Here is a 19919-nt window from a genome sequence, read left to right on the forward strand (position 1 = left end):
CCCGCGCGCATTCTCGTTGCTATTTCTGCAACGTCACCGTGAAAGTGCAATGCGCATGGCCCTGCGCCTGGCACGCTGACTCTTCACACACGGCCCGCAGCACGGGCCGCCTCTCGCGATTGACCCAATCCATGGCACCGGCGAACCAGCCGGCGAACATGTAGCACAGCAAGCCCTTCGCCTCGGGTTGGCCAAGCACCATGGACGAATGGCGCAGGCGAATGCGCGCATGGGCGCGCTCGGGATCCACTTCGATGAAATCGAACAAGCCCCAGCCTCGGCTGGACAAACGATCCAGGTAATGCGAAAAAACATCCAGGCCCTGCTTGCCGTGGGTCACCGCCTCGGCATCGCACCAGGTATAGGCCGAGGCATGGCCGGCCCCATAGAGCTGGCGGGCATAGGCCTCGCGTCCCAGCGCCTGCTCGATGGCCGCATGATTGTTGACAAAAAAGTGGCGCGGCACGTACAGCATGGGCAGGCCGTCTGTCATCCACACGCCGGTGTCGGGGTCGACATCGATGGGTACGCGAGCTTGCATGGTTCCCCTCCTCTGACGGCGCAAGCGCCGGTTTGGTGGCCCGGCGCTCAGTGGGGCGCCGGCGCCCAGACTTCGCTGAACACACGCACCCAGTTCTCGCCCAGCACCTTGCGAATGCGCGCCTCCGTCCAGCCGGCGCGCTCCATGGCGGCCGTCAGGTTGGGAAAATCGCCGATGGTCTCCATGCCGGCGGGGTTCTTGATGGTGCCGAAGTCGGTCAGGCGGCGGTAGCGGCCCTTGTCGTGCGTGATCCAGTCGAAGAACGTCTGGTCATGGCCCTGGGTGAAATCGGTGCCGATGCCCACGGCATCCTCGCCGATCAGGTTGATCACATATCCGATGGCTTCCACATAATCGTCGACGGTGGATTCGATCCCGCGCCGCAGGAAAGGCGGGAACATGGTCACGCCGACGAACCCGCCGCGATCGGCGATGAAACGCAGCGCCTCGTCGCTCTTGTTGCGCGGATGGTCCTTGAGGCCCGAAGGCAGGCAGTGGGAATAGCACACCGGCTTGGACGAAGCGAGTATGGTTTCCTCGGACGTGCGGGCCCCGACGTGCGACAGGTCGACCATGATGCCGACGCGGTTCATTTCAGCCACGACCTCGCGGCCATAATCCGACAGACCGCTATCGCGCTCGTAGCATCCCGTGCCGATCAGATTCTGCGTGTTGTAGCACAGCTGCACCACCCGGACGCCCATGTCGGCGAACGCCTCGATGTTGCCCAGCGAGTCCTCGAAGGCATGGGCATTCTGGAACCCGAGGATGATGCCGGTCCGGCCGGCGCGCTTGGCCTCGATGATGTCGTCGGTTGTGCGCACCAGCCCGACGAGATCGCTGTTTTCACGGATCATCGCCTTCATGCGCGCGATATTGTTCACCGTATCCTGGAAACCCTCCCAGACGGAGACCGTGCAGTTGGCCGCTGTCAGCCCCCCCTTGCGCATGTCGGCGAAGACGCTACGGTCCCATTTGGAAATAATCAGGCCGTCGATGACGATGCCGTCCTGGTGCAGGCGACTCATGTGCAGGCTCCTCGTTTCTTATAGTAGAAAGGTGTCGCATCACACTCGACACCGCCTTTAGTACAACAAAGTCCACGAGGGCACACATAGAACAACTACGACATAGGGTCAGAAGAAAGAAGCCATACTCCCCATAATGCTTTTCAGAAGAATTGCTCGCGGCCCGGGTAGCACTCTTTGTAATCTTCATCCAGTGCATCGGCCCCAGGGCGCGGACCCGGGGCCACCGCCAGCGGCGCGACCACGCCCTGATGTTCCCGATACGACCCCGGCGAGGTGCCGAAGGCCCGCCGGAATTCCCGCCCCATATGCGAGGCATCGGCAAATCCCGCCACCGACGCAATCGACGAAATAGAGCGATCCGTGTGCAGGAGCAGCCACTTCGCCATGCGCAAGCGGATCTGGCGGGCGTGGATTTGAGGTGAGGTGCCCAGGGATTCCTTAAAGAGGCGCTGCAGCTGGCGCACCGACACGCCCACCTTTGCCGCCAGCGCCTCCATGGACAGGGGTTGGCTGAGGTGCTGCTCCATGAGCAGGACCGCGCGCTTCACCTTGGGATGGGTGGTCGGGGCCAGACCGGCCGGCTGGGGTTGCGGCGCATCGAAGCGCGCCGACTCGTCCACTTGCAGGATACGCAGGGCTTTCTTGACGATCCCCACATCGATGTGCCGCACCAGGATGGCCGCCGCGACGTCGATGGAGGCCCGGCCGCCCGAACAGGTGATACGGCGGCGATCGACCACATAGAGGCGCTCGGAGACCAGCAGGTCCTCATGCGCCGCCGGGAAGCGCTCGAGGAAATCCCAGTAGTGGAACCAGCTGATGCACACCCGGTGGCCCTGCAAGACGCCGGCGCGCATGAGCGCGAAAACGCCGGTGCAGACCCCAACCAGCGTGGTCTCGGTCTGGCCGACCGCGCGCAGATAGGACACGATGGCCTCGCTGGTGGTCGAGCCCGAGTGCAGCAAGCCCCCCACCACCACGACGTAATCGTATTCCTCGGGATACTCGAACGTGGACCAGGGCGTGATCTGTATGCCGCAACTGGAGCGTACCGGCATCAGGTTTTCCCCCACGATGTTCCAAGTGCAACGCACGGGGCGGCTGTTGTCGCCCTCGTCGCTGGACAAGCGCAGCATGTCGATGAAACCGGACAGCGCGGTGAGCGTGAAATTGGGCAACAGCACGATCCCAAAACGCACCGGCGCAACGGGCGCGGGCGTTTCGCCCTTTGGGCATTCCTGTTCTAGATGACGCACAACCATTGCTGATGCACTCCCATCGCAATTCCATGGATCACGGTATGGCACGCGCCCGGCGCATGTCATGGGGAACAATATAATGTTTTCGAGCGCCGCGCATACCGGAGATTTCGATCCTGGGCCGGCCGCCCGGACCGTCCCATCGGGCATGTCATTCGCATGCCAGCACTATGGCGCGAACGTACAAGCCGAAATACTCCCCTTCCCTAGAATGAGCGATGAGCCATTCCTTCATCCGGCAGCACCTCATTCATCACGGGAGACATCATGTTTTCAGGAGCGGAACACATCCAGGGCTTCGACGATGCGCTATGGGAGGCCATGCAGGCCGAGAACCTGCGCCAGGAGGAACACATCGAGCTGATCGCCTCGGAAAACTACACCAGCCCGCGCGTCATGCAGGCCCAGGGCTCGGCGCTCACCAACAAATACGCCGAAGGCTATCCCGGCAAGCGCTATTACGGGGGCTGCGAACACGTGGACGTCGTGGAGCAGCTGGCCATCGACCGGACCTGCGAACTGTTCGGTGCCGACTGGGCCAACGTACAGCCGCATTCCGGCTCCCAGGCCAACGCGGCCGTCTACCTGGCGCTGCTGCAGCCGGGCGACACGCTGCTGGGCATGAGCCTGGCGCACGGTGGGCACCTGACCCATGGGGCCAAGGTCAGCGCCTCGGGCCGCCTGTATCGCGCGGTCCAGTACGGCCTGGACCAGAACGACGCAATCGACTATGACGAGGTCGAGCGCCTGGCGCTGGAACACCGCCCCAAGATGATCGTGGCCGGTTTCTCGGCTTATTCCCAGGTGCTGGATTTTCCTCGGTTCCGCCGGATCGCCGAGCAGGCCGGCGCCCTGTTCATGGTGGACATGGCGCATTTCGCCGGCCTGGTGGCCGCGGGCCTCTATCCCAACCCGGTTCCTCATGCGGATATCGTCACCACCACCACGCACAAGACCCTGCGCGGACCGCGCGGCGGACTGATCATGGGCCGGAGCAACCCCGATATCCAGAAAAAGATCCAGTCCGCCGTGTTCCCCGGCGCGCAGGGCGGCCCCTTGATGCACGTCATCGCCGCCAAGGCGGTGGCGCTCAAGGAAGCCATGCAGCCGGAGTTCCGCGACTACCAGCAGCGGGTGCTGGACAATGCCCGGGCCATGGCGGAGGTCTTCGTGGCGCACGGTCTGCGCATCGTCTCGGGCGGGACCCACGACCACCTGTTTCTGGTGGACCTGTCCGCCAAAGGCATCACCGGCAAGGCCGCCGACGCCGCCCTGGGAGCGGCCCACATCACCGTCAACAAGAACGCGGTCCCGAACGACCCCCAGCCGCCCTTCGTCACCAGCGGCATCCGGGTGGGATCCCCGGCCATCACGACCCGGGGCTTCCGGGCCGAGCAGGCCCGCCAGGTCGCGGGCTGGATGTGCGAGATCCTGGACGACCCGGACAATCCGGACACCATCGGCCGCATCCGCGAGCAAGTCATCGAACTGTGCCGGCGCTTTCCGGTCTACCGCCGGCAAACGGAGCCCGCCGCCGCATGAGTCGCGCGCCGGGTCTGCCCCCCGGCATCGGCAGCTTTGGGCAGCCAGGCGGCCAGTGCATCGCGCAGCATGGCGCGCGGCTGGAAAACCGCCAGGTCGATGGCATCCAGGGTGTTCTTGACCATGAGGCCGAGTTCAGTGTCGCCCTCCATTACCAGCCGGCGGCTGAAGAACAGCGTGTCCGGGTCCTCGCGCCGCTGGATCAGCTGGTGGAAATCCCAGGCGTCGGCGCGGATCGTCAGGTCGGGCTCGACGCCGTCGTGGCGGGCGGCCCGGAACGCCCGGTCGCGCCAGGTGTAGTCGAAGCGCAGCCCGGCGTCGGCCACGTGGATCCGCAAGGCGCGGCCCTCGAGCATGTGCAGCGTGTCGGGGTGCAGGTGACGCGCCAGCGCGAGGTTCAGGCCGGCGACGAACAGCATCGACCCGGGCAGACGGGGCAGGCGCCCCAGGACGCGCGCCACCGGCGCGGGAATGCGATACAAGGGGGTTTGAGCGTTCTGCATGATGATCCTCGATCATGAAGGGTGACGGGTGCTGCGCCCCGCCTCAGGCGGCCGCCGCCCGCGGCGGCACCATGTCCAGCCCCGCGCGGCCGTGCCAGTAGCCATTGCACGGTCCGGCCGGCATAAGCGGCACCAGGCGCGCGTGAGCCTCGGCCGGGGTCTCGCGCCCGTCCAGCACGGCCCGGAATGCCGCGACGACCTGGTCCATGGCCTGTGATTGGGGGCTGAGTCGCAGCACGTCGACGCCCAGTTCGCGCAACTCGTCCAATTCGTGGATCAGGGTATAGACCAGCGCCGACTGGGTCTGGATGCCGTTGATGGTGAGGAAGGGCTGGGATTCCTTGGTCTCGAGCAGCAGGCCGTCGGGGTGGTCCATGCAGACGTACTGGCAATTGTCCTTGGGAAAATTGCGGTTGCGGGCGGTAAAGCAGCGCGCCGAGAACGCCAGCGGCATCCGGCCGTAGGCGAACACCTCGGCCTGCAATCCCTCGGGGCGGCCCCGCTGCAGCTCGGCCAGGCCCGAGCGCCCCATCTCGAGGGGCATCACCCAGCGCGTCGCGCCCAATCGGGCAATCAGCTCGAGCGTGGGCGGGTTGTAGATGTTCAGGAAGGGGCCGGCGATGAAGGGCCGGCCCTGCATCCGGTGCACCGCCCCCATGTCGTTGGCCTCGACGTCGTAGCGCGCGTTGTCGGCGATCTTGCGCAGGGTATTGAGATCGGCGCCCGATTCCAGCAGGACCTGGGTGGACAGCACCACCGCCTTGCCGGCCTCGGCCAGCATGTCGGCCACCTCGATCCAGTCGGGCAGGCGTAGTTCGTGGCGCCGCGAACAGACGGTTTCCCCCAGGTAGACGATGTCGATCGGCCATTCGCGGACGGATTCGTAGAATTGGAGCGTGGCGATGCGCGGCCAATAGTATTGCAGGGGCCCCAAGGCAAGTTTCATAGGATTCAGTCTCCGTGCGGCGGGTGTGCGCCGCCGATCATTTCCAGGGCCGGTGGTAGGCGCCCAGCGTATGCTGCTGGCCCTCGGCCACCTTGTTCAGTTCGGCCATCCACGCGGGTTTGACCGAATAGCGCGCCGCGCTGGCGCGGGCCTGGTCGATGGCCTCGCGCCAGACCCGCGTGACCTGCGCCACGTAGGCGGGGCTGCGCTGGCGGCCTTCGATCTTGATCGCCCGCACGCCCATGGCCATGAGCCGCGGCAACAGCTCGAGCGTATTCAGGCTGGTGGGTTCCTCGAGGGCGTAGTAGTTTTCGCCGGCAACATCGAAGCGGCCCTTGCACAGGGTCGGATAGCCGGCGCTCTCGCCCTCGGCATAACGGTCGATCAGCACCCCGTTCAGGCGCGAATCCAGGCCCTGTTCGGTCTGCTGCCAACGCACGTGGCGCGCCGGCGAGCACACCCCGTGCGTGTTGGGCGATTCGCCCGTGGCGTAGGACGAGAGCGCGCAGCGGCCCTCGACCATGACGCACAGGCTGCCGAAGCCGAACACCTCGATCTCGACCGGCGTGTTCTGGGCGACCTGCTCGACCTGGACCACCGACAATACGCGCGGCAGCACGGCGCGCGCCACCCCGAAGTGCCGGTGGTAGAAATTGATCGCCTCGTAGTTCGTGGCCGAGCCCTGGACCGACAGGTGCAGGCGCAGGTCGGCGTAATGTGTCCGGGCATAGGCCATCAGGCCCGGGTCGGCCATGATGATGGCATCGACGCCCGAGCCTGCGGCCCGGTCGACGGCGTCGCGCCACAAGGACCACGCGTCGGGCTGCGGATAGGTGTTCAGGGCGAGGAAGACCTGGCGGCCGCGGTCGTGGGCATAGCGTATGCCCTCGGCGATCGCTGCCGCGTCGAAATTCAGGCCCGCGAAGTTGCGGGCGTTGGTGGCGTCCCGGAAACCCAGGTAGACGCAATCGGCGCCATGATCGACGGCGGCCTTGAGGGCCGGCAGGCTGCCGGCGGGGCAGACGAGTTCGAAGCCGGATGCGTCGCGGTGATGGACGACGCCCGGGCGGTCGGGGGATGGGATCTGGGGCATGAGGCGGACCACTTGGAATCGGAGGCCCCGGCGCAGGAACCGCGCGGGACGGCCATGGGCCTCGCGTTGACAACGACAGCACTATGCGCCGATTGGGGACGGGACTCCTTAATCCTGATCAAGAACCGGCGAGACCCGCAGGCGGCGCAGCGGCGCGCAGGGTCTTGCATGCCCCCCGGCCCGCAATCGTGTAAGGTATGCGCGAACCCCTCCACAGGACACCGACATGAACGACCCGGACATCACGCTGGATGTGCGCGGCATGGCCCCGCCGGAACCCCTGGAACACTGCCTCGAGGCGCTGTCCACCCTGCCCGCCGGCCGCCGCCTGCGCATGCGGATCGACCGCGAGCCCTACCCGCTGTACCAGATGCTGGACCGCGACGGCTATGCCCGCGAAACCCGCTACGAGCAGACCCACTACCTGGTGACGATCTGGCGCGACGCGCCCGCGAATTCCGGCAAGCCCTGATCCATGCAGCGCGCCCTGGCCTTCGACAATACCCCGGCACTGCGGGTGCCGCTGCCCTTTTTCCTGAACGTCCCGGTCTTTGCGCTGCTGGCGGGCCTGCTGGCCCTGTGGGCCGGCCCCCAGGCCTTCGCCTCGCGCTGGGCACCCGCCACGCTGGCCCTGACGCACTTGTTCACCCTCGGAATATTGGGCAGCGCCATGCTGGGCGCCATGATGCAGATCCTGCCCGTGGCCTGTAACGTCCCCTTTCCCGGGGCGCGACGCGTCTCGGCCGTGGTCCATGCGCTGCTGACGGCGGGCACGCTCTGCCTGGCCGGGGGCTTCCTGTCGATGCGGCCGTGGGCCTTCCAGGCCGCCGCCGCCCTGCTGGGCGCGGCCTTCGCCGCTTTCATCGGCGCCGCCGGCCTCGCCTTGTGGCGCCATCGCCGCCAGGTCTACAAGGGCGCGCGTGAAATCCTGGTGCCGGTGCGCGCGGCGCTGGGCGCCCTGGCCCTGACGGCCGCCCTGGGCGTGGCGCTGGCGGGCGCCCTGGGCCACGGGCGCGGCCTGCCCGCGCTGATCGACTGGCATGCGCTCTGGGGGCTGGCCGGCTGGGCGGGCCTGCTGCTGGTCGGCATGTCCTTCCAGCTGATTCCGATCTTCCAGGTGACCGAGATCTATCCCAAGCGCCTGACGCGCTGGCTGCCCTTCATCATCCCGGGACTGCTGCTGGCCTGGTCGGCGCTGGACGCCACCGCCGGCCTGCCTCCGCTGATGGGCGAGACGGCCGAGCTCCTGCTGCTGGCGGCCTATGTGGTCTATGCCCTGGCCACCTGGCACCTGCTGCATACCCGCAAGCGCCCGCGGGCAGAACCCACCACCTGGTTCTGGCACCTGGCGATGCTCAGCATCCTCGCCTGCGCGCCGCTGTGGATCTGGACGACGGCCGGCGCCGGCGCGCGAGGGCCCCTGACCCTGGGCATCTGCATCATCGTGGGGGCGCTGTGGTCGGCCGTCAACGGCATGCTCTACAAGATCGTACCCTTTCTGCTGTGGAAACACGCACAGGACCACATGGTGATCCCGGACCACGATCCCGCACAGGCGCGGGCCTACCTGCGGGTCATGCCCAAGATGGCGGCCTACATCCCCGAGGGCCGTGCATACGGCCAGTTCATCGCGCACGCGCTGACGGTGGCCGCCTGGCTGGGCGCGGGCCTGGGCGTGCCGGGCTGCGCCTGGGCGGCCGGCGCGCTGCTGGCCGCCTCGGCGGGCTGGCTGGCCTTGAACATCGGCCTCGCCCTGCGGACCTACCGGCGCACCGTGCGGGCGATGGCGGCGCTGCCGCTGGCCGGCTAGCCCTGGTAATGAATCAGGGCGCCGATGTCGAGGATGGTGATCTCGCGGCCCCGGACACGGATCAGCCGCTTGTCGCTGAGCTCGCGCAGGATGCGCGAGAAATGCTCGGGCGTGAGGTTCAGCCGCGAGGCGATCACCGCCTTGCTGGTCTCGAGGCGAAACGGCGCACCCTCGTCGCCCGTCTGCCCCTTCAGCAGGTAGCCGATCACACGCTGGGCGCCCGAGCGCAGCGAGTACGCCTCGACGTCCCCCATGAGGCTGTGCAGGCGCATGCTCAGGCCGGCGAGCATCTTGCGGGCGATGGCGGGCCGCCGTTCGAGTTCCTCGAACAAGACGTCGCGCCCCACGTGCAGCAGCAGCGAATCGGCCAGGGCCTGGGCGGTGACGATGTAGTCCTTGCCCATGAACATCAAGGCCTCGCCGAAACTGTCGCCCGGCCCGATCAGGCGCACGACCTTTTCATCGCCGGCCATGGACACGAACATGAGCTTGATCTGGCCGTAGATCACGATGTGAAAGCCCAGGCACGGCTCGCCGCGGCGAAAGATGATGTCGCCGCGCACCACGTGCAATTCGATGGTGCCCTCGGCGATGGGCTCGAGCTCGGCGGGCGGCAGCTCGTTGAACAGAGGCACCTGGGCCAGGTGGTCCTGAATGCGCACGCCGCGCCGCCGCCCGCTGCTAGAATCGGTACGAGTCGCCATATCCGGTCGAACCTCCGCTGTATTCAAATGATCCGTGTCCTGTTCAATATCCTGGGCACCCTGTCCCTGGGCCTGGGGATACTGGGGATCTTTCTGCCCCTGCTGCCCACCACGCCGTTCCTGCTGCTGGCGGCCTTCTGCTACCTGCATGGTTCGCCACGCCTGCACCATTGGCTGCTGTCGCACCGCATCCTGGGCCCCTACATCCGCGATTTCCAGTCGGGCCGCGGCATCCCTCTGCGCACCAAGCTGATCGCCCTGGCGCTGATGTGGCCCTCGCTGGCCTGGTCGGCCTGGGTCATGCCGGTGCCCTGGGCGCGCTGGCTGCTGCTGATCCCGGGCATCGGCGTGACGATCTACCTGATCCGTACCCCGACCCGCCGGGTCTCCGGTGACTAGCGCCGGCCGGCGCCGCGCGGGGATCGCCCGCCGCGGTGCCGGCTAGATCAGCTTGGAATACGTCGAGACCGTCGGCCGTCCGAGGTAGCGGTCAAAGACCATCGCCAATGCGCGCACGAACAAGCGTCCCTGGGGCGGCACCCGCAGCCCGCGGTCGCCGATTTCGATCAGGCCGGCTTCGGCATACGGCGCCAGACGCGCGAGTTCGTCGCCGAAAGTCTCGGCGAACGGCAGCCCGTGCCGCGCCTCGAATGCGCCGAACTCCAGCGGCATGCTGCACATGATCGTCATGATGACGTCGCGCCGGATCACGTCGTCGCGCGTCAGGTCGAACCCCCGGTCGGTCGGCAAATGCCCCTCGGACACGGCCTTGCAGTAAGCGTTCAGGGAATGCTGGTTCTGGACGTAGGCGTCGCCCACCTTGCCGATGGCCGACACGCCAAAGCCCACCAGGTCGCATTCGGCACGCGTGGTATAGCCCTGGAAATTGCGGTGCAGGCTGTGATCCAGGCGCGCCAGGTTGAGCTCGTCGCCAGGCTTGGCGAAATGGTCCAGGCCGATATACAGGTAGCCCGCCTCGAGCAGGCGGCGCACCGACATCAGGAAGATCTGCAGGCGCGTCTCGGCCGAGGGCAGGTCCTCGGCGCGGATCAGGCGCTGGGCCTTGAACCGGTCGGGCAGGTGCGCATAGTTGTACAGGGCGATCCGGTCGGGCGAGAGCTCGATCAGCTGGTCGAGGGTGCGGCTGAAACTCTCGAGGGTCTGTTTCGGCAGCCCGTAGATCAGGTCGGCGTTGATGGACTCGAAACCGTTGTCGCGGCTGGCCTCGATCGCCGTGCGCACCATCTCGTAGGGTTGCACGCGGTGGACGGCCTCCTGGACGCGGGGATCGAAGTCCTGCACCCCGAAGCTGCAGCGGTTGAAGCCCAGGCCGGCCAGCATGGCCAGCGATTGCGCGCTGACGGTGCGCGGATCGATCTCGACGCCCAGTTCCGCGTCGGCGGTGAACTCGAAGTGGCGGCGCAGTTGGACCATCAATTCGGCGAGCTCGGCGTCGGACAGGAACGTGGGCGTGCCGCCGCCCAGATGAAGCTGGATGGCCTGCCGGTGGCGGCCCAGGTGCGGACTGAGCAGCTCGAACTCGCGGTACAGATAGCCCAGGTATTCGGCCGAGCGGCTGTGATCCTGGGTGATGATCTTGTTACAGGCGCAGAAATAGCACAGGGACTCGCAGAATGGCAGGTGGACGTAGACCGAGAGGGGCGGCGCGCTGTCGGCCGCCGCGCGGCGGCCGAGGTGGTCCAGGTAGGCCTGCTCGGTGTAGCCGGATTTGAAGCGGTCGGCGGTGGGGTACGAGGTATAGCGCGGACCCGACCGGTCGAAGCGGCGGATCAGGGCCTCGGAGATCTCGATGTCCGGAAACGAGATCGAATCCGTGGCGCGGCCGCCCTCGGTCTGTGTACTGCTCATGATGCCTGGCTCCTGAACGCGATCGGATGGAACATGCCTGTCGGGCCCGATAGCAAAGACCGAATTGTCGGCCCTACCCCGGGGGACGGCCTTGATGCAAATCAAACCTTGAACATCACGTATCATAAGCACTCTTGCACCGATTCCGCAGCATTCCCCCATGCTTCTGACGTTCATCCTAGCCCTGCCATTCGCCTGCAGTCTATGCGCGGCGTTGCTGCCCGCATCCGCGCGACGCACCGGGGCCTGGCTGGCGGGACTGTGCGCACTGGCCTGTCTGGGGATGGTGCTGGCCCTGACGCCCGACATCCTGGCCTACGACGTGGTCAAGATCCGCATCCCGTGGATTCCGACCCAGGGCGTGGACATCACGCTGCGCATCGACGGCTATGCCTGGCTGTTCGCCGTCATCATCACCGCGATGGGCGCCCTGATCGCCCTGTACGCCCATTACTACCTGTCCGAACAGGATCCCGTGCCGCGTTTCTTCGCCTTCCTGCTGAGCTTCATGGGAGCGATGCTGGGCGTAGTGCTCTCGGGCAACCTCATCCAGTTGCTGGTGTTCTGGGAACTCACCAGCCTCTCGTCCTTCATGCTGATCGGCTACTGGCACCATCGGATGGACGCCCGACGCGGTGCGCGCATGGCCCTGCTGGTCACCGGCGGCGGCGGCTTCTGCCTGCTGGCGAGCATGCTGATCATCGGCCATATCGTCGGCAGCTACGACCTCGACGAGGTGCTGGCCTCGGCCAGCCTGATTCGCGAGCACCGCTGGTATCCCATCCTGCTGATCCTGCTGGCCGTGGGCGCGCTGACCAAGAGCGCGCAGTTCCCCTTCCATTTCTGGCTGCCCAACGCGATGGCCGCGCCCACGCCCGTCTCGGCCTACCTGCATTCGGCGACCATGGTCAAGGCGGGCGTGTTCCTGCTGGCGCGCTTCTGGCCGGTGTTCGCGGGCACCGACTGGTGGACCTGGACCATCGGCGGCGCGGGCCTGTGCTCGCTGCTGCTGGGGGCGTACGCGGCAACCTTCCAGAGGGACATCAAAGGGGTGCTGGCCTATTCGACCATCAGCCACCTGGGCCTCATCACCCTGCTGTTGGGCATGAACAGCACGCTGGCGCTGGTCGCGGCGATCTTCCACATCATCAACCACGCCACCTTCAAGGCGTCGCTGTTCATGGCGGCGGGCATCGTCGACCACGAAAGCGGCACGCGCGACCTGACGCGGCTCTCGGGCCTGCGTCGGCTCATGCCGCTGACCGCGACGCTGGCCATGGTGTCCGCGGCCGCCATGGCGGGCGTGCCCTTGCTGAACGGCTTCATTTCCAAGGAAATGTTCTTTGCCGAAACCGTCTTCGTCGCCGAACACCTGACGACGCGCTGGGGCCTGCCCACGCTGGCCGTGGTGGCCAGCGCCTTCAGCGTGGCCTATTCATTGCGCTTCATTCTGCAGATCTTCTTCGGGCCGCCCGCCCAGGACCTGCCGCGCACGCCGCACGAGCCGCCGCTGCGCATGCTGATCCCCTGCATGCTGCTGACCCTGATCTGCCTGATCGTCGGCATGCTGCCCGGCGCGACCCTGGGCCAGATTCTGGGCATGGCCATGCGCGCGCTGCTGGGCACGCACCTGCCGGCGTACAACCTGCACGTCTGGCACGGCCTGAACCTGCCCCTGTTGATGAGCCTGATCGCCATGGCGGCCGGGATCGCGCTGTATTGGCTGCTGCGCGAGCGCGATCGCCGTCATCCGGGCCGCGCACCGCTGATCTACCGCCTCGACGGCCGGCACACCTTCGAGGCCCTGCTCGAGGCGATCGACGATTGGTCCGCGCGCCTGCTCGGCATCCTCCAGACGCCGCGCCTGCAGCCTCAGGTGTTGCTGCTCGTGATCTCTACGGTGGGCGTGGCCTCGCTGCCGCTCTGGTCGGGCGGCTGGTGGGGGCCAAGCCTCAGCACGCCGCCCCAGGCCGCCTTCGCCCTCATGTGGCTGGCGGGGGGCGCCTGTGCGCTGGGCGCCGCCCATCAGGCCAAGTACCATCGCGCGGCCTCGCTCATGCTGGCCAGCGCGGCCGGCCTGGTGACCAGCATCACCTACGCCTGGCTGTCGGCGCCCGACCTCGCCCTGACCCAGCTCTCCGTCGAGGTCGTGACCACGGTGCTGATCCTGCTGGGCCTGCGCTGGCTGCCGCCGCGCATCGAGGAATTCCCCGGTCCCACCGCGCGCTTGACGGCCATCCGCCGCCTGCGCGACCTCGGGATCGCCATCCTCGGCGGCGCCGGGCTGGCGCTGCTGGCCTACGTGATGATGACGCGCCCGGCCCCGGAGGGGGTGTCGGGCTTCTTCATCGAGCAGGCCCTGCCCCTGGGCGGCGGGGCTAACGTGGTCAACGTCATTCTGGTGGACTTCCGCGGCTTCGACACCTTCGGCGAGATCACGGTGGTGGGCATCGTGGCGCTGTGCGTCTACGCCTTGCTGCGCCGCTTCCGGCCGCCGGCCGAGACCATTGCCGCGCCCCTGCGCCAGCGCAGCGCGGCGGCGGACACGGCGGCCACCTTCGTCGAACCCGACATCCAGGCGCCCCTGCCTGAGGGCCTGATGCGCATGCCGGCCGTCCTGGTGCGGCTGCTGCTGCCGGTGTCCACCCTCATTTCCCTGTACTTCCTGCTGCGCGGCCACAATCTGCCGGGCGGCGGCTTCGTGGGCGGCCTGATCATGGCCACCGGGATCATCCTCCAATACATGGTGGGCGGCGTGCTGTGGGTCGAGGCGCGCCCCCTCATCCGGCCGCAGGCCTGGATCGGCCTGGGCCTGCTGGTGGCGGGCCTGGCCGCCATGAGCGTCTGGTGGGCCGGCCAGCCGCTGCTGTCGGCCTACAGCGTCGACCTGATCCTGCCGCTGGTGGGTAGTGTGCACCTGTCCAGCGTCCTGCTGTTCGATCTGGGCGTGTACATGCTGGTGGTGGGCGCCACCGTGCTGATCATCATCGCCCTCGCCCACCAATCGCTGCGCTTTTACCGCAAGCTGCCCCCCGAAAACCCACCGACCGAGCCGGAGGCGACCTGACATGGAATGGATATTGGCCTGCGCCATCGGCGTACTGTCGGGCTCCGGCATCTGGCTGCTGCTGCGTCCCCGCACCTTCCAGTTCATCATGGGGCTTGCCTTGCTGTCGTACGCGGTGAACCTGTTCATTTTCTCGATGGGCCGCATCCGCCTGGAGGCGCCGCCGGTCATCAACACGCACTGGGCGGCCGACCCCAGCCATTATGCCGATCCGCTGCCCCAGGCCCTGGTGCTGACGGCCATCGTCATCGGTTTCGCCACCATGGCGCTGTTTCTGGTCGTGCTGCTCGCCTCGCGCGGCCTGTCCGACACCGACCACGTCGACGGTGAGGAGCACCGCCCGTGAGCTGGAGCCACCACCTGCCGGTGCTGCCGGTCCTGATCCCGCTGCTGGCCGCCGCGCTCATGCTGTTCCTGCGCGACAACCAGCGCACGGCGCGCCTGGCGATCTCGGCGGCGGCGCTGATCCTGCAAGGCATCGTCGCGGCGCAACTGCTCGTGAACACCGGCGGCGCCGCTTTCAGCCCCTGGCCCGACGGCGTAGGCGTGTACCTGGTGGGCGACTGGCCGGCCCCCTTCGGCATCGTCGTGGTGGTCGACCGCCTCTCGGCCCTGATGCTGGCCCTCACCATCCTGCTGGGGACGTGCGCCTGGGTCTACGCCACCGCGCGCTGGGACCGTGCGGGGGCGCACTTCCATCCCCTGTTCCAGTTGCAGCTGATGGGCCTGAACGGCGCATTCCTCGCGGGCGACCTGTTCAATCTGTTCGTCTGCTTCGAGATCCTGCTGACCGCCTCCTATGGACTGATGCTGCACGGCTCGGGCAAGCAGCGCGTCAGCGCCGGCCTACACTACATCGGCATCAACCTGATCGCCTCGTTCCTGCTGCTGATCGCGCTGGCCATGATCTACGGCCTGACCGGCACCCTGAACATGGCCGACCTGGCCTTGCGGATCCATACGCTGCCGGCGGCCGACCGCAACTTGTTCGACGCGGGCGCCGCCGTGCTGGGCATCGCATTCCTGATCAAGGCGGCGGCCTGGCCGTTGAATTTCTGGCTGCCCAACGCGTATTCGCAGGCCTGCGCTCCGGTGGCCGCGCTGTTCGCGATCATGACCAAGGTCGGCATCTATGCCTTGCTGCGCATCGGCGCGCTGCTGCTGCCGGCCGGCGCGCCGGCCGCCTTCGGCGGCGCCTGGATGTTTCCGGCCGGCATCGCGACCCTGGCATTCGGCTCGCTGGGGATGATCGCCAGCACGCACCCCGAGCGCATCGCCGCCTACGCCATCATCGTGTCCTCGGGCACGCTGTTCGCGGCGCTGGGCATGCCCGGCGTCACGCTCACCGGCCCCGCCCTGTATTACCTGGTCAGCTCGGTGCTGGCGCTGGGCGCGCTGTTCCTGCTGCTGGAACTGGTGGCGCGCACACAATCCTTCGGCTCGGACCTGCTGGCGATCAGCCTCGAAGCCTTCGACCTGGACGATCCCGACCGCGCCGGCCTGTCCGAGGAGGTCGTCGGCGTTCCCGTGCCGGCGGCCATGGCGTTCCTGGGACTCAGCTTCATCGCCTGCGCCCTGCTGATCATCGGCCTGCCGCCCCTGTCGGGCTTCGTCGCCAAATTCTCCCTGTTGTCGGCGGCGCTGCGCACGGCGGAATACGGCGCCCCCACCTTCAACGTCTGGCTGCTGGTGGGCGCCATGCTCGGCTCGGGCATCGCCTGCCTGATCGCGCTCAGCCGCAGCGGCGTGCGGCTGTTCTGGATACCCGATGACATCCGCGTGCCGCGCCTGCGCTTCACCGAGGCGGCGCCGATCTGCGTGCTGTTGCTGGCGTGCGCCGGCCTGACCTGGAAAGCCGGTCCCGCCATGGCCTACCTGGAGGACACGGCGCACTACCTCGACCAGCCACGGCATTACATCCAGGCCGTGTTGCTGCAGGACCCCTTGCGCCCGCAGGTGTCCTCCTCCGCCAACGGGGACGCGCGATGAGGGCCGTGCTGCGATTCCTGCCGCTGCCGTGCCTGCTGCTGGCGCTGTGGCTGCTGCTCAACGACAGCCTGTCCGCGGGCAACCTGGTCCTGGGGGCGGCGATCGCCCTGGTCCTGTCCCTGCTCGCGCCCGGCCTGCGCCCGGTGCGCGCAAGCCTGTCCCATCCGCTGACCGCCGTACGCCTGGTCTGGCACGTCGCCGTGGACATCACCCGCTCGAATGTCGCGGTCAGCCGCCGCATCCTGCAGGGCGACAAGGCGAATGCGGCGCCGGGATTCCTCGACATTCCGTTGCGGATGCACGACCCGCACGGCCTCGCGGCCCTGTCGTGCATCATCACTTATACCCCGGGCACGGTGTGGGCGGGCCTGGATGAACGGACCCACGTCCTGACCCTGCACGTCCTCGACCTGCAGGATCGCGAGGCGTGGACCCGCACGATCCAGGATCGCTACGAGGCCCCCTTGATGGAGATCTTCGAATGATGCTCTTGCTGAACTGGGCCGGCGTCTTTGCGCTGCTGTGCTTTTCGCTGGGCCTGCTGTGCGCTGCGTTGCGCCTGATGCGCGGCCCCACCGCCGAGGACCGCGTGCTTGCGCTGGACACTGTCTACATCAACGGCATGCTGATCCTGCTGGTGCTGGGTTTGCGCTTCGAAGAAGGACTGTATTTCGACGTCGCCCTGCTGATCGCCTTGTTCGGCTTCGTCGGATCGGCGGCACTGGCCAAGTTCCTGCTGCGCGGCGAGGTCATCGAACCATGAATGCCATACCCGCCTGGATCATCGTCCCCGTCGCCCTGCTGATGATCGTCAGCGGCGTGCTGACCCTCATCGGCTCGATCGGCCTGCTGCGCCTGCGCACGTTCAACGAGCGCATGCACGCCCCCACCCTCGGCATGACGCTGGGCGTGTTCTGCATGGTGCTGGCTTCGACGCTGGTGGCCACCGTCCTGCAGGGACGGCCGGTGCTGCATGAATTCCTGATCAGCCTGTTTCTGATCATGACAGCCCCGGTCACCGCCATTTTGCTGATGCAAAGCGCGATTCGGCGCCAGGGCGGCCGCCGACCCGAATGATTTTGTCACACCCGGCCTAGGGCAAACCCGTACACTGGAACTTCATGCCAAGCACGGCCCGAAACCGTCGGGCCGGCTCGAACAAGGAGTATCCATCATGCGTATTCCGACACATGGACGCACCCCCGGTCTGGTCGTACTGGGCCTGGGCGCCGCCATCCTGTTCTCCCCGCTGGCGCGCGCGGCGGACACCGCTCAGACGCAATACCAGGCGGACGTCCAGCGCTGCCACTCCACCCCCGGCATCGACAAGCAGGCGTGCCTGCAAGAGGCCGGCGCCGCCCTCGAGGCTGCCCGCCGCAACACATTGACCGCGCCCGGCGTTCAAGCCGAGGCCGCCAACCGCAGCGCGCGCTGCGATGCCCTGCCCGCCGACCAACGCCAGGACTGCCTGACTTTGATGGAAAAGGGCACCGTGACCGAGGGTTCCGTCTCCTCAGGCGGCGTCATTCGTGAAACCACGATCACCACACCGGCGCCCGTGACGACCATGCCGGCACCGGGCACGCCCGGCACCGCCCCCGCAAGCGGCTCGATCAACTGAGACCACGGCCGCGGCCCCGGTCTCTAACGCGCATGTCCTGCAGAGCGGGTGCTGCTACAGCTCGGTCTGCATGCCCATCTCGACCACGCGGTTGGGGGGGATCTTGTAGAACCGGGTGCTGCGGCTGGCGTTGCGCGCCATGAAGGCGAACAGCCGCCGCTGCCCATAGTCCAGCCATCTGCGCTTGCGCACCACGATGACGGTCTGGCGCGACAGGAAGTAAGAAATCCGCATGGGGTCGAGCTCGAGCTCGGGCAGTTCCTGGGCGATCTGCTCGATGACCTGCGGCACATTCGGCTCCTGCTTGAACCCCCAGCGGGCCACCGCCTGCCAGCTGCTGCGGCTGATGCGCTGCAGGTGCACGCGCTCGCTGAACGGCACATAGGGCACGCCGGCGCTCTCGACCGTCAGAAACAGGGCCTGCTCGTGCAGGACTTTGTTGTGCTTGAGGTTATGCAGCAGCGCCGGCGGCACCGTCCCGACGATCATGCTCATGAAGACCGCCGTGCCGGGGACGCGGGTGGGCGGGTACTGTTCCAGCGCCGCCATGAACTCGGTCAATGGCTGCTGGTCGCCGGCCAGCATGTCGTGGACCTGCTGGCGGCCGCGCTTCCAGGTCACCATCAAGGTCAGCAAGGCCAGCCCCACCAGCAGCGGCAGCCAGCCGCCATCGAGGATCTTGAGTGTGTTCGATGAAAACAGCAGGATGTCGATCACCAGAAACACGCTGATCAGTGCCAGCCAGGCCAGGCGGCGCAGGCCGTGCGCACCCCGGGGCAGCACGGCGAAGGCCAGCACCGAAGTCATCAACATGGTGCCGGTGACGGCGAATCCGTAGGCGTGGGCCAGGCGATCGGACGAGCCGAAGGCAAGGACCAGGACCAGGACCGCAAGCATCAGCAGTCCATTGACCCGGGGCAGATAGATTTGGCCTTCCTCGCGCGCCGAGGTGTGCTGGATCACCATGCGCGGCCAATAGCCCAGCTGCACCGCCTGGCGGGTCACCGAAAACGCACCGGAGATCACCGACTGCGAGGCGATCACGGTCGCCGCCGCGGCCAGGCACACCAGCGGCACCAAGCCCCAGTCCGGCGCCAGCAGGAAGAAGGGATTGCGGATCGCCGCCGGATTGTTCAACAGCAGCGCGCCTTGTCCGAAATAGCACAACACCAGCCCCGGCTGGACCAGCCAGAACCAGGCCCGCCGAATCGCCGGCCGGCCGAAATGGCCCATGTCCGCATACAAGGATTCGGCGCCGGTCAAGGCCAGCACCAGCGACCCCAGGGCCACAAAGGTCTCCCAAGGCGCCTGGCCGATGAAGCGCAGGGCCCACACCGGATTGACGGCCTGGAGGACCTCGGGCGCCTGCAGGATGCGCCAGGCGCCCAGCGCACCCAGCACGAGGAACCACAACAGCATGACCGGACCGAACAGGCGCCCCATCGCCCCCGTGCCGCGCGCCTGCATCATGAACAAGGCCACCAGCACAAGCACCGAAATCGGCACCACCCACGGGTCCAGGGTATGCGAGACCACGCCGATGCCCTCGACCGCCGACAGTACCGAGATCGCCGGCGTGATCATGCTGTCGCCGTAAAAGAGGCTTGCGCCGATGAGGCCCAGGATGACCAAACGCCAGCGTGCCTGCGCTGAGCGTCCGCGCGCGGCCAGCTCCATCAGGGCGAGCGTGCCGCCCTCGCCCCGATTGTCGGCCCGCAGGATGCAGGTCACGTATTTGAGCGAGACCACCACCACGAGCATCCAGAACAGGATGGACAGCACGCCAAGAATATGCGCGGCATCGGGCCGCCCGGCGCCCGCAAGGGCGACCTTCATGGTGTAGAGGGGGCTCGTACCGATGTCCCCGTACACCACACCCAGCGCGCCGACCAACAGTGCCGCCCGGGGCGAGGACGGCTGCGCCTCGTGATTATTTCGCATACT

20 protein-coding genes are annotated in these 19919 nt (G+C 67.2%); 11 read left to right on the forward strand and 9 right to left on the reverse strand.

Features of this window, described 5'->3' with window-relative positions:
- Window positions 1-19: 19 nt before the first annotated feature.
- The 3 genes from OOZ48_RS01460 to OOZ48_RS01470 all read right to left on the reverse strand — a co-directional run bounded on the left by OOZ48_RS01460 (window position 20) and on the right by OOZ48_RS01470 (window position 2834).
- Complete coding sequence (locus OOZ48_RS01460; protein WP_269494973.1) at window positions 20-541, reverse strand: 4-vinyl reductase; 522 nt, start codon at window positions 539-541, stop codon at window positions 20-22.
- Between the two features lie 47 nt (window positions 542-588).
- Window positions 589-1569, reverse strand: a complete 981-nt coding sequence (locus OOZ48_RS01465) for a dipeptidase (RefSeq protein WP_269494975.1) — start codon at window positions 1567-1569, stop codon at window positions 589-591.
- Window positions 1570-1712: 143 nt separating this feature from the next.
- The gene (locus tag OOZ48_RS01470) at window positions 1713-2834 is read right to left on the reverse strand and encodes a GlxA family transcriptional regulator (protein ID WP_269494977.1); all 1122 of its coding nucleotides are present in this window, start codon (window positions 2832-2834) and stop codon (window positions 1713-1715) included.
- A 264-nt stretch (window positions 2835-3098) separates the two neighbouring features.
- On the opposite strand from OOZ48_RS01470, the gene glyA reads away from it, so the two are divergent.
- Window positions 3099-4373 (forward strand): serine hydroxymethyltransferase, encoded by a 1275-nt coding sequence (glyA, locus tag OOZ48_RS01475; protein ID WP_269494979.1) that lies wholly within the window; start codon window positions 3099-3101, stop codon window positions 4371-4373.
- Here the strand turns inward: glyA and ubiT are convergent.
- Genes ubiT through ubiU form a run of 3 tightly spaced genes read right to left on the reverse strand, consistent with a single transcriptional unit; the run spans window position 4340 to window position 6915 of the window.
- On the reverse strand, window positions 4340-4876 hold the full coding sequence (gene ubiT, locus OOZ48_RS01480) for a ubiquinone anaerobic biosynthesis accessory factor UbiT (protein WP_269494981.1): 537 nt from the start codon (window positions 4874-4876) through the stop codon (window positions 4340-4342). The two genes, glyA and ubiT, sit on opposite strands and share 34 nt — an antisense overlap.
- A gap of 43 nt (window positions 4877-4919) precedes the next feature.
- Window positions 4920-5822: a ubiquinone anaerobic biosynthesis protein UbiV gene (ubiV, locus tag OOZ48_RS01485; protein WP_269494983.1), complete on the reverse strand. Its 903-nt coding sequence runs from the start codon at window positions 5820-5822 to the stop codon at window positions 4920-4922.
- Between the two features lie 37 nt (window positions 5823-5859).
- Window positions 5860-6915: a ubiquinone anaerobic biosynthesis protein UbiU gene (gene ubiU / locus OOZ48_RS01490; RefSeq protein WP_269494985.1), complete on the reverse strand. Its 1056-nt coding sequence runs from the start codon at window positions 6913-6915 to the stop codon at window positions 5860-5862.
- A 226-nt stretch (window positions 6916-7141) separates the two neighbouring features.
- On the opposite strand from ubiU, the gene OOZ48_RS01495 reads away from it, so the two are divergent.
- Window positions 7142-7387, forward strand: a complete 246-nt coding sequence (locus OOZ48_RS01495) for a DUF2249 domain-containing protein (RefSeq protein WP_269494987.1) — start codon at window positions 7142-7144, stop codon at window positions 7385-7387.
- 3 nt (window positions 7388-7390) lie between these two features.
- On the forward strand, window positions 7391-8725 hold the full coding sequence (locus tag OOZ48_RS01500) for a hypothetical protein (protein WP_269494989.1): 1335 nt from the start codon (window positions 7391-7393) through the stop codon (window positions 8723-8725).
- Here the strand turns inward: OOZ48_RS01500 and OOZ48_RS01505 are convergent.
- The gene (locus OOZ48_RS01505; RefSeq protein WP_269494991.1) at window positions 8722-9429 is read right to left on the reverse strand and encodes a Crp/Fnr family transcriptional regulator; all 708 of its coding nucleotides are present in this window, start codon (window positions 9427-9429) and stop codon (window positions 8722-8724) included. The genes OOZ48_RS01500 and OOZ48_RS01505 overlap by 4 nt on opposite strands.
- A 27-nt stretch (window positions 9430-9456) precedes the next feature.
- Between OOZ48_RS01505 and OOZ48_RS01510 the strand changes: the two genes are divergently transcribed.
- Window positions 9457-9828 (forward strand): YbaN family protein, encoded by a 372-nt coding sequence (locus OOZ48_RS01510; protein WP_269494993.1) that lies wholly within the window; start codon window positions 9457-9459, stop codon window positions 9826-9828.
- A gap of 42 nt (window positions 9829-9870) precedes the next feature.
- Here OOZ48_RS01510 and hemN read toward each other — a convergent pair whose 3' ends face one another.
- Window positions 9871-11298 (reverse strand): oxygen-independent coproporphyrinogen III oxidase, encoded by a 1428-nt coding sequence (hemN, locus tag OOZ48_RS01515; protein ID WP_269494995.1) that lies wholly within the window; start codon window positions 11296-11298, stop codon window positions 9871-9873.
- A 160-nt stretch (window positions 11299-11458) separates the two neighbouring features.
- On the opposite strand from hemN, the gene OOZ48_RS01520 reads away from it, so the two are divergent.
- From OOZ48_RS01520 to OOZ48_RS01550, 7 genes are all read left to right on the forward strand, one after another.
- Window positions 11459-14365, forward strand: coding sequence for a monovalent cation/H+ antiporter subunit A (locus OOZ48_RS01520; RefSeq protein ID WP_269494997.1), 2907 nt, complete (start codon window positions 11459-11461; stop codon window positions 14363-14365).
- A gap of 1 nt (window position 14366) precedes the next feature.
- Window positions 14367-14711 carry a Na+/H+ antiporter subunit C gene (locus OOZ48_RS01525; RefSeq protein WP_269494999.1) on the forward strand — a complete coding sequence of 115 codons (345 nt, stop codon included), beginning with the start codon at window positions 14367-14369 and terminating at the stop codon, window positions 14709-14711.
- Complete coding sequence (locus OOZ48_RS01530) at window positions 14708-16354, forward strand: monovalent cation/H+ antiporter subunit D (RefSeq protein WP_269495001.1); 1647 nt, start codon at window positions 14708-14710, stop codon at window positions 16352-16354. The genes OOZ48_RS01525 and OOZ48_RS01530 overlap by 4 nt, the downstream gene beginning before the upstream one ends.
- Entirely contained in the window at window positions 16351-16839 is a 489-nt protein-coding gene (locus tag OOZ48_RS01535) for a Na+/H+ antiporter subunit E (protein WP_269495003.1), read from the forward strand. Before OOZ48_RS01530 ends, OOZ48_RS01535 begins: the two co-directional genes overlap by 4 nt.
- A complete protein-coding gene (locus OOZ48_RS01540; RefSeq protein ID WP_269495005.1) occupies window positions 16836-17117 on the forward strand; it encodes a K+/H+ antiporter subunit F in 282 nt (93 codons plus the stop codon). Before OOZ48_RS01535 ends, OOZ48_RS01540 begins: the two co-directional genes overlap by 4 nt.
- On the forward strand, window positions 17114-17431 hold the full coding sequence (mnhG, locus tag OOZ48_RS01545) for a monovalent cation/H(+) antiporter subunit G (RefSeq protein ID WP_269495007.1): 318 nt from the start codon (window positions 17114-17116) through the stop codon (window positions 17429-17431). The genes OOZ48_RS01540 and mnhG overlap by 4 nt, the downstream gene beginning before the upstream one ends.
- A gap of 97 nt (window positions 17432-17528) precedes the next feature.
- A complete protein-coding gene (locus OOZ48_RS01550; RefSeq protein ID WP_269495009.1) occupies window positions 17529-17975 on the forward strand; it encodes a hypothetical protein in 447 nt (148 codons plus the stop codon).
- 54 nt (window positions 17976-18029) lie between these two features.
- Here the strand turns inward: OOZ48_RS01550 and OOZ48_RS01555 are convergent, their stop codons facing one another.
- The gene (locus OOZ48_RS01555; RefSeq protein ID WP_269495011.1) at window positions 18030-19916 is read right to left on the reverse strand and encodes a potassium transporter Kup; all 1887 of its coding nucleotides are present in this window, start codon (window positions 19914-19916) and stop codon (window positions 18030-18032) included.
- Window positions 19917-19919: the final 3 nt, after the last annotated feature.

It is taken from the genome of Castellaniella sp. S9, from assembly GCF_027257175.1.
Lineage (GTDB): Bacteria > Pseudomonadota > Gammaproteobacteria > Burkholderiales > Burkholderiaceae_B > Castellaniella.